This is a genomic window from Ruminococcus callidus ATCC 27760 (assembly GCF_000468015.1).
GTDB classification, from domain to species: Bacteria; Bacillota; Clostridia; order Oscillospirales; family Ruminococcaceae; genus Ruminococcus_C; species Ruminococcus_C callidus.
In genome coordinates this window covers 1-9817 of record NZ_KI260474.1, presented here as the reverse complement: position 1 = coordinate 9817, position 9817 = coordinate 1, and the positions used below count along the sequence as shown (strand labels likewise).

Genomic DNA, 9817 nt, shown 5'->3' with positions numbered 1-9817 from the left:
CAGTAATTGAGCCGGGGCTGGTAGTACCGCAGGGATACCAGAATCAATTGCAGTTTCTGCTGCCGATCTGTTTAACAGATATGGAAAAACCGAACCTTGCCATGACCTTGACAGAACGAAACGGATATTATCTGGGCAGTACTTGTCTGACACTGGAAATGGCATATCTGAATGCGAGAATGATTGCAAGACCCATCGCTCCATGGCTGACCAGTTTGGTAAAAAAGTGAGAACATCCGATGAGGTGCAGAATTTTTTCTGTACCTTGTCGGTGTTTTGTAATTCTTGAAAGAATTCATTTTGTGAAACTTCTGTGAATCTTTTTCGAACTGGTCACGACCTGACCAGTTTGGGTTGTAGAATAAAAATACATCGGAAAGGGGGTGAAAGGCATGGGTCTCGTAGAACGGCGAGAAGAGATTTTGAAATTACTGATTTCCCGTCGGAAAAGCACAGTTCCAATTTTAATGCATGAATTTCATGTTTCAGAAAAAACGATTCGCCGAGACATACGAGCACTCATGCTGAAATATCCCCTTGAAACTTTTAGCGGAAACGGTGGCGGAGTACAGATACCGGAATGGTATGCTCCAAATAAAAATCTGCTGTCAAAAGAAGAAGTTACAGTTCTGGAAGAACTGCTGCAAAAGGCGGATGTATACCAAAGCCGAATACTAAAGCAAATTCTTGCCAGATTTGGTCCAGATACATATCGTCCATACAAAGCATAGGAGAAAAAGTGAAAGAAGTTCTAAAAATCCCCCTTAAAGCAACGCTCTATCGCCATCAACAATCCGCCTGCCGCTTTGCCTGCGAACGCTTTGGCATCCTGCCTTCAGAGACACACAGCAATGGCGTGGCATTGCTCATGGAAATGGGCTGCGGAAAGACCATCACCAGCATTGCCATTGTTGGAATTCTGTATCAGTATCGTCATATCAGAAGAATCCTGATCACAGCACCACTGTCTATTCTCTCTGTCTGGGAACAGGAATTTGCACGTTTTGCTGCTTTTCCGTATCAGCTGACTATTCTGAAAGGCAGCAGTACACAGAAAAAAGAACAACTTTCCAAGCTGCATGGGGATGGTTTGCAAATCGCTGTTGTCAATTATGAATCTGCATGGCGATTGGAGAAAGAACTGCTTGCCTTTGATGCCGACCTTATCATTGCAGACGAGGCACATAAGATCAAGGAAAACCGCACGGCACAGTCCAAAGCCATGCACCATCTCGGAGACAAGTCAAGATACAAGCTGCTTCTGACCGGTACACTCATTACCAACAAAGAACTGGATGTCTTTTCCCAGTACCGCTTTCTGAATAAAGAGATCTTCGGGACAAGCTTCTATGCTTTTCGCAGTCGTTATTTCGATATGTGCGGCTATGGGAACCATGTTCCGGTTTTCAAAAAGTCTTTGCTGGAGGAGTTCCTGCAAAAACTGCATTCCGTTGCCTATCGTGTAACTAAGGCAGAATGTCTGGATTTGCCTCAAATTACCGAGGAGATACGCACGGTAGAACTGGAACCAAAAGCCATGAAGCTGTATAAACAGCTGGAAAAGGAAAGTTTTGCAGAGCTTTCAAATTCCGAAGTATCAGCAGTAAATGTACTGACAAAAATGCTGCGTTTGTCGCAGATGACAGGCGGCTATCTCACAGACGATGCCGGAAGTATCACTTCTGTCAGCACAGCAAAACTGGATGCCCTGTCCGATATTCTGGACACCATGCTTGCAGAAGGAAAAAAGCTGGTCATTCTGGCAAGATTTGTGCCGGAACTGGACGGCATTCAGGAACTGCTGAAACGAAAACAGATTGGCTATGCGTCTGTGCGTGGCGGTGTTTCTGACCGTGCAGAGGAAATCCGCAGATTTCAGGAAGATGCAGACTGTAAGGTCTTTGTAGGACAGATCGCAGCGGCAGGTCTGGGCATCACACTTACCGCAGCATCCACCATGGTGTTCTACAGTCTGGACTATTCCATGTCTAACTTTGAACAGGCAAAAGCAAGAATCCATCGAGTTTCTCAGACAGAAAACTGTCTGTATATTTATCTGACTGCAAAGAATACTGTGGATGCTAAAATCCTCCATTCTCTGCGGGATAAGGTGGATTTAGCGAGAACGCTGGTAGACGATTATCGGAACGGAATGAACCCATTTCAGGAAGGAGTTTGAAATGCAAACACAGAACATGTATGAACTGGCGGAGCGGCTAAAACAACTCCGTGAGAAAAAGAAAGCAGCAGAGCAGCAGTTAAAGGACATCCATGCGGAAATCGCACAGACAGAGTATCAGCTTTCTATGCAAATGGCAGAAACAGAAACCCAGAATTTCACCCGTGCCGGAACGATGTTTGCTCTGACCACCAAAATTCGTGCCTCTGCTGTGGCAGGACGCAAAGAAGAACTGTATGCAGCCTTGAAAGAAAACGGCTGCGGAGATCTGGTCTATGAAACTGTTAATGCCAATAGTCTGTCTGCTTTTGTCAAAGAGCAGATCGCAGAAAATCAGGATACTGTACCAGAGTGGCTGAGCGGTCTTGTCCATGTCTATGAGCAGACCGCTGTGTCTGTTCGCCAATCTGCAAAATGAAAGGATGAAATCAATGAAAAATGAAATGATGGAAACCAACCAAACAGGCTTCCTTGCTCTGCAGGACTTTGATCTTGCCGATGTGATGTGTGCAGAAATGGACGGCTTATCTGCTGCATTTGAACGAGTTAAGATCCCGTCCGGCGGCGGTGTGATGTTTGAAATTCCCGGTGAGAATCCAGAGGAACCGGACACGGTAAAAACATTTTCAGCTGTGATCCTCTATCAGCATTCTTTGAATGCCTACTACCAAAGCGAATATCAGGGCGGCTCCAATCCGCCTGACTGCGGCAGCTTTGACGGGCACCACGGGGAAGGAAATCCCGGCGGCAGCTGTGATTCCTGCCCGCTGAATCAGTATGGATCCGGAAAGAACGGTGCAAAAGCCTGCAAGAATCGCCGTCGTCTGTATCTGCTTCGGGAGGGCGATATTTTTCCGGTAATTCTGTCTCTGCCTACCGGTTCTCTGAAGTCCTTTACTCGTTATCTGATGCGTGTGATCCCCAAATACAAGAATTCCAATGCTGTGGTAACAAAATTTACACTGAAAAAAGCAGTCAGCGGCACTGGCATGAGTTATTCCCAGGCACAGTTTGCTGTAGAACGGGTGTTGTCACCGGAAGAATATCCGCTGATCACAGCTGTAACAGAACAGGTCAAGGCTCTTAGTAAAAATGTGGGCTATGATGCAGAAGATGCACTGCGTGTGGACCCGGAAACCGGCGAAGTCATGGAGCCGCTGAATTGAGGAGAACGCTATGGAGAATTACAGATGTGTCACTTCGGTGCAGGAAATTCAGCAGTATATCGGCGATGCAGCAGTTGTGGCTTTTGACTATGAGACTGCACCGAACGAGCCTTACCGCATGGAAGAAAAGGCGGCTCTTGATCCGCAGAAAAACCATATGACCGGATGCAGTTTTTCTGTCAAAGAGCATACCGGAATATATGTCCCAGTGGCTCACAGAGTAGGAGAAAATATCGAACTGACATCTTTTTTGCAATTTCTGCGAACTTTTCTCACGGACAAGTGCATCGTTAAAGTTGCTCACAATATCGCCTTTGAATCTGCAATATCCTGTCAACAGGATATCATCATACAGCCGCCGGTGTATGATACCATTTGTGCAGCACAAATGACCTTGAAAAGCAACTACGCATTTCGCAAACTTGCTGACAGCGGTCTGAAAAAACTGGCGGAAGAATTGTGTCATGAACGGCTGCCCACTTTTTCGGATGTTACAAACGGCAGACACTTTGACGAACTGGATGCACAGGATATGGAAACAATACGCTATGGCTGTGCGGACTCTGATTTTGCACTGCGGTTGTATCATATTTTTAACAACTGGTTTGATCGGTTTTTGCCGAAACATCGGTACCTTGTGGAAGAAATCGAATCACCTGCAGCGGTGTACTTAGGGCTAATGAAATACAACGGCGTGCCTGTGAATGCAGATTTGATGAAAGTGCGTCAGCAGGAGGCAGAACAGCAAATGCAGCGTATCCGGAATGAGATCACAATGCTCATTGGCGACATTTCCATTGGAGCAAACTGCAGCACTAAAGCTTTCAAGGAGTATCTGTATCAGACTTTACAGCTGCCTGTTATGAAAGTCACAGCATCCAACAGAGAAGCAGCAGACGATGCCACAATGATCCTGCTGAAGGAATGGTGTGATGCCAACCGTCCGGAACTTTCTCCTTTGTTCACACTGGTACAGGAATACCGAAAATGGAGCAAGATCAAGTCCACCTACATTGACGGCTATCTGAAATTCCGAAACGCTGCAACGGGCAGGATCCATCCGGATTTCTTTGCATTGTCCACCGAAACAGGCCGCATGAATTGCCGCAATCCCAATTTACAGAACTGCCCCAGAAAAAGCAACGATCCCATCGGTGTCCGCAATTTTATTCAGGCTTCGGAAAATCATCTGATCTTGTCTCTCGATTTTTCGCAAATCGAACTGCGTGTGGGAGCATTCTACTGCCGGGACAAGACCATGATGGAAACCTATCAAAACGGCGGGGATATTCATGCGGCAACGACTTCTGTCATTTTTGGCTGTACCTATGCAGAAACACAAAACAAGCATCGACCGGAATACAAGGAACAGCGTACCATCGCCAAGAACGTGAACTTTGGCACATTTTACGGGCTATTTCCAAAGGGACTGCAGAGCACATTGAAGTTCAAGGCAGGCGTAGAGAAATCTATACCGGAATGTGAAGAAATCATTCGCAATCTGAAGGCTGGCTATCCGGCTTTGACGGTCTGGCAGAATGAAACAAAGATGATCGCAAAGCAGAAACTGTATACAGAAACCTGGCTGGGACGCAGAAGGTATCTTCCCAATATTCGCAGCGACAACTGGGGACTGCAGTCCTTTGCGGAACGATGTGCCTTGAATACCCCGATTCAGGGAACGGCTGCGGATATTCTGAAGCTGGCAATTGTCCGTATTTTAGAAGGACTGCCGTCACGCCCATGGCTGAGACCGATCCTGCAGATTCACGATGAACTGACGTTTCTCATTCCGAAAGACAGATTGCAGGAAGCAGTGGCTTTTGTGAAAGGCTGTATGGAACAGCAGCCGTTTCCGGAGTTTGATCTGCCCCTTGTGGCAGAAGCATCTGCCGGAGAAAGCTTCGGCAATTTAGAGGAACTGGAGGAATGAACTTGGCAGAAACACACAACAAGGAAGGATACTTCTCGCCGACCGAATTTGAAGCAATGAAAAGAATAGAGAGCGAGGAGAAAAAGGCACGGAGACTGGCGGCATTCCGACCGCTTGTATATATCTGTTCTCCCTATCGTGGCAATACCAATGAAAATATTGAAAATGCCCGGAAATACAGTCGTTTTGCAGTAATGCATCACAGTATTCCCATTGCACCGCATTTGCTCTTTCCGCAGTTTCTGGACGATACCCTTGGGGAAGAACGGCAAACTGCAATGTTCATGAATCACGTCCTATTAACCAAATGCGTGGAATTATGGGTGTTCGGCAGCAGCATTTCTGAGGGCATGGCACAGGAGATCCAATGGGCAAAACGCAGGCATATGCCGATTCGATATTTCACAGAAGAAATGGAGGAAGTGGTATGAATATATCGGCACAGGATGTTATCAATGCGATCTTTCATCCGGACGATACGGTATGTCTGCGTATTTTTGATGATCGGAAAGAAGGCATCTTTACCGGTGCCAAAATGTCTGTAGAAGCAGGAAAATTCTTTGCAGTGGAGTCCACGCTGAAAGAACATAACCAGAAAAATCATGGCATCTTTTTTGTGGTGAACTCCGGCGGTCAGACCGATGACAGCATTACTCGCATCAATGCACAGTTTGTGGAGATGGACGATAAAACTTTCGAGGAACAGCAGACACTCATCGATGCGTTTCCGCTGCCGCCGTCTATGGTTATCAGAACAAGAAAATCCCTGCATACATACTGGTTTGTCAAAGAGGCAAAGGTGTCCCTGTTTCGTCCCATTCAAAAGGCACTGGTGCAGCATTTTGGCGGAGATCCTGCCTGTGTCAACGAAAGCCGTGTCATGCGTCTGCCGGGATTCTATCACTGCAAGAAAGAACCGGTCTTGGTAGAGTGCATCTCGTTTCACCCGGAACGAAGATACACACAGGAACAGCTGATAGAAAGACTGCCGGTTTCGCAAGAAGCAGAAGAACAATCAAAAGTACCGCTGCATGGCGAACAGAAAGGGATCGGCATTGTAGAAGCAGAATGCGATTTTATCAAGTACTGCCGGGACAATGCAGCTGTACTTTCTGAACATGACTGGTATGCGATGATCTCCAATTTAAGCGTGTTTGAAGGCGGTGCAGCGGTCATACATCAATACTCCAAGCCGTATCCGAAGTATTCTTTTGAAGAAACGCAGAATAAGATCCAGCATTTTCTCCGCAGCGGAACAAAACCTATGACCTGCCGCACCATTGCAGAGAAAGGCTTTTCCTGCCCAAAGCTGCGAAGTGGACAGTGCAGCTGTAAATCTCCTGCGGCTCTGTGTTTTCAGCCGCTTTCCATTGATGGCATTCGGGCACTGCTGCTGCAGCAAAAGGTGCAAAATGCCGTGGTGGAAGATTTGCAGACTGCACGAAACTTTGTGTCGGAATATCTTTACAATGTGGACAGCGTGACTGCCGAATCGATGATCCATTACGATTTAAAGCAGCATTTCGGTTTCAAAAATGCAGATGTCAAGCCGCTGCTTGCTCTGCAAAAAGAACTGTACAAGGCATTTCAAAACAAATCCGAAACACGGAAGCATCGCTCCGGCATGGAAATTCCCGACTGGTATGAAATGACAGAACGGGGTTCGAAGTTTCTGCCCGGTGTGCTTGCAGAATACATGACACAGAATGCCCCTGTGTTTTATTCTGCCGAGCAGTATTATTGCTATGAAAATGGCGTTTATCACAGCATTACGGAACTGACAGCAAGAAATATGGTACGGGATAAAATGCTGACCAGATACACAAAGCTGTCTCAGATCAATGATACCGAAGGACAATGGAAGATGCAGGTACAGAAGGATATTCGGGAACTCAATCCCAATCCCTATCTCATCAATGTGCGAAATGGACTGTACAATGTGCTGGACGAAACCTTATCGGAACACACCGCAAAGTATCTGTCTACGGTACAGCTGAATGTGCGATATATGTCCGATGCAAAGTGTCCCAGATTTCTGCAGTTTCTGCATGAATCCGTGGAGGAGGATCAGGTGACGCTGATTCAGGAGATGCTGGGCTACTTTCTCATTCCGGTCAATCATGCCCAGAAGTGCTTTATCATTGTGGGAAAAGGCGGTGCCGGGAAGTCTGTGCTGCTGCGGGTGCTGAATGAACTGCTGCTGGGAAAAGAAAATGTGTCCAATGTAGCATGGCAGGCACTCAGTGACCGTTTCAAGACAGCAGAATTGTTTGGAAAATGGGCGAATATCTGTGCAGAGTTACCCACAAAGGGCATTGAAGACAACGGCATTTTTAAAGCACTGGTCGGTGAGGATTACCTGACGGTGGAAAAGAAAAACAAAAATCCCTTTTCTTTTCAGCCCTATGCGAGGCTGCTCTTTTCCTGCAACAGCATTCCGAAGAACTATGGGGACAAATCGGAGGGCTTTTACCGCCGTCTGATCATTGTCCGGTTCAATCATTCTGTGCCGGAGGACAAGCGAGATCCGGAACTTCTGGAGAAGTTCCGCTGTGAAGCAGATGGGATCTTTCAATTTGCCTTAGAAGGACTGCGGCGGCTGATGCAGAATCATTTTCATTTTTCAGAAACACAGGCAAATGCACAGGAACTCCAGAAATACCGGGAGGACAGCAACAGTGTGCTGGCGTTTGTTCGGGACTGCTGTACTTTGCAAATGGATGCAGAAGTGGGAAGAATGGAGTTCTTTGCACGGTATAAATCATACTGTGACAGCTGCGGCATGGCTCCATACAGTCAGCAGAATTTCAACAACGAACTGGAAGCAAATTTTCCCACGGTCGTGAAAGCAGCAGACAGAACCGGAAAACGGAGGACATGGAGAGGCATCAGCTTTTCAGAAAGCCATGTGTAGCTTGCCAGGGGAGAGGTCTGCACAGCGTTCTGACAGGGTTTACAGGCTTTGCAGGGAATTCCCGTAATCTTTTATATATTTCCTATTTTATATCCCCATATATTTTCTCATTTTTTATGAGTATAATAGAAATTTCCCTGTAAAATCAGTAAAGAGGTAAGAGGTGAGCAGTTTGAAAGAAGCGGATATCGTAAGGGCGATTTTGAGGTATCTGAAAACCGTGCCGAATTGTTTTTGCTGGAAGGAGCATGGCGGGATGTATGGAACGGCAGGAATCCCCGATGTGATCGCCTGCATTGGCGGCAGGTTCTTTGCCTTTGAAGTAAAAACGGAGAAAGGGAAAGCAACTGCTTTGCAGGAATCGGCTCTTCGCAAAATACAAAAATGCGGCGGAAACGCTGCCATCGTCCGTTCTGTGGAGGAGGTAAAAAGAATGCTGGAGGAGATCACGGCATGACAGCAAAAGAATACATGAAACAGGCACAAAGACTTCTTAGAAGGATTGACCGAAAACAAAAGGAAGCAGATGCTCTTCGTCAGAAACTTTCTTTTCCCAAATCACCTGCCTATTCTGATTTGCCCAAACCCGTATCGCCGGAATCTCACGCCGTGGAAAGCGGCGTTTCTCAGATCTTATCCTTGGAGGAAGAAGTAAAGACTGCAAAAAAGGAACTGGAAGATCTGAAAGCCGTTTTTGATACTGCGATAAAAGCCGTCACAGATACGGAGCATCATGATATTCTGGCAAAGCGTTATCTGGAATTCAAGGACTGGAATCAGATCGCAGAAGAAATGGGATACAGTAAACCTTCCTGTTATCGTTTGCACCGGGAAGCCTTGGCAGGGATGAAAAGTTGATAGTTCATGATAGTTCATAACACTTGATGATAGTTCGCATATGTGGTATACTGTAAAGTAGGAAAACAGGAGAAAGCGAAACAGCCTTTGCGGAAGAAATTCTGCGAGGGCTGTTTTTCGTGTCCATAAAGGAGAATCGATATGCTTGCAAAAGAAGTTTTAAGAAACAGTATGGATCTAAACAGACGCATCAAGGAACAGAGTGTGATTTATCAGGATTGGAAAGCTATGGCGATGGAAATCGATGAAGATGAAATACATGAGATCGTGGAGGCAGCGTGGGACGATCTGATTGCATCAATTCGGTTGAAACGGAAGCTGGAAGAACTTATCATGGCAAATCACAATGCCGACCAGCGTGAGATCCTTCGTTTGCGGTATCTTTACGCTGCAACATGGGATGCCATTGCAGATGAACTGAATGACAGCGTTGCCTGGGTGAAGGAACAATACCAAAAAGCATTGAAAAAACTCTCTGCAGAAACCACAGAGAGTTGCAAAGGCTGTGACTGCTGTGCCGAAGAAATGTAAGAAGCCCTGCAAGCACCCAGGCTGTCCCAATCTGACAGACGGTTTGTACTGTGCAGAGCATCAGCCCCTGCACCCAGACCGACCGTCTGCTGCCAAGCGTGGCTATGGCAGCAGGTGGCAGCGGCTCAGCAAGGCGTACCTGCGGAAGCATCCGCTGTGCGTGAAGTGTATGGCACGGGGACGGTTCACAGCAGCAACTGTAGTCGACCATATCATTCCTCACCGTGGTGATCCGC

General features: G+C 46.7%; 12 protein-coding genes. All 12 read left to right on the top strand.

What is annotated here, in order from left to right; genetic code table 11:
• On the top strand, positions 1-230 hold a 230-nt coding region (locus RUMCAL_RS12335; RefSeq protein ID WP_021683272.1), incomplete at its 5' end, for a DUF3825 domain-containing protein.
• 162 nt (positions 231-392) lie between these two features.
• Positions 393-731: a DeoR family transcriptional regulator gene (locus tag RUMCAL_RS12330; protein ID WP_021683271.1), complete on the top strand. Its 339-nt coding sequence runs from the start codon at positions 393-395 to the stop codon at positions 729-731.
• A gap of 8 nt (positions 732-739) precedes the next feature.
• Entirely contained in the window at positions 740-2179 is a 1440-nt protein-coding gene (locus RUMCAL_RS12325; protein ID WP_021683270.1) for a DEAD/DEAH box helicase, read from the top strand.
• 1 nt (position 2180) lies between these two features.
• A complete protein-coding gene (locus RUMCAL_RS12320; RefSeq protein WP_021683269.1) occupies positions 2181-2597 on the top strand; it encodes a gp33 family protein in 417 nt (138 codons plus the stop codon).
• Positions 2598-2601: 4 nt separating this feature from the next.
• Positions 2602-3345: a hypothetical protein gene (locus RUMCAL_RS12315; RefSeq protein ID WP_021683268.1), complete on the top strand. Its 744-nt coding sequence runs from the start codon at positions 2602-2604 to the stop codon at positions 3343-3345.
• 10 nt (positions 3346-3355) lie between these two features.
• On the top strand, positions 3356-5278 hold the full coding sequence (locus tag RUMCAL_RS12310; RefSeq protein ID WP_021683267.1) for a bifunctional 3'-5' exonuclease/DNA polymerase: 1923 nt from the start codon (positions 3356-3358) through the stop codon (positions 5276-5278).
• Entirely contained in the window at positions 5275-5709 is a 435-nt protein-coding gene (locus tag RUMCAL_RS12305) for a DUF7768 domain-containing protein (protein WP_021683266.1), read from the top strand. Before RUMCAL_RS12310 ends, RUMCAL_RS12305 begins: the two co-directional genes overlap by 4 nt.
• Positions 5706-8192: a phage/plasmid primase, P4 family gene (locus tag RUMCAL_RS12300; protein WP_021683265.1), complete on the top strand. Its 2487-nt coding sequence runs from the start codon at positions 5706-5708 to the stop codon at positions 8190-8192. Before RUMCAL_RS12305 ends, RUMCAL_RS12300 begins: the two co-directional genes overlap by 4 nt.
• Positions 8193-8448: 256 nt before the next feature.
• Positions 8449-8649: a VRR-NUC domain-containing protein gene (locus RUMCAL_RS12295; protein WP_242823515.1), complete on the top strand. Its 201-nt coding sequence runs from the start codon at positions 8449-8451 to the stop codon at positions 8647-8649.
• Complete coding sequence (locus tag RUMCAL_RS12290) at positions 8577-9050, top strand: Rossmann-fold NAD(P)-binding domain-containing protein (protein WP_169726013.1); 474 nt, start codon at positions 8577-8579, stop codon at positions 9048-9050. The genes RUMCAL_RS12295 and RUMCAL_RS12290 overlap by 73 nt, the downstream gene beginning before the upstream one ends.
• Positions 9051-9191: 141 nt before the next feature.
• Positions 9192-9581 carry a sigma factor-like helix-turn-helix DNA-binding protein gene (locus RUMCAL_RS12285; protein WP_021683262.1) on the top strand — a complete coding sequence of 130 codons (390 nt, stop codon included), beginning with the start codon at positions 9192-9194 and terminating at the stop codon, positions 9579-9581.
• Positions 9565-9817 (top strand): hypothetical protein (locus RUMCAL_RS12280; RefSeq protein ID WP_040648175.1); only part of this gene is annotated, 253 nt, incomplete at its 3' end. The genes RUMCAL_RS12285 and RUMCAL_RS12280, both read left to right, overlap by 17 nt.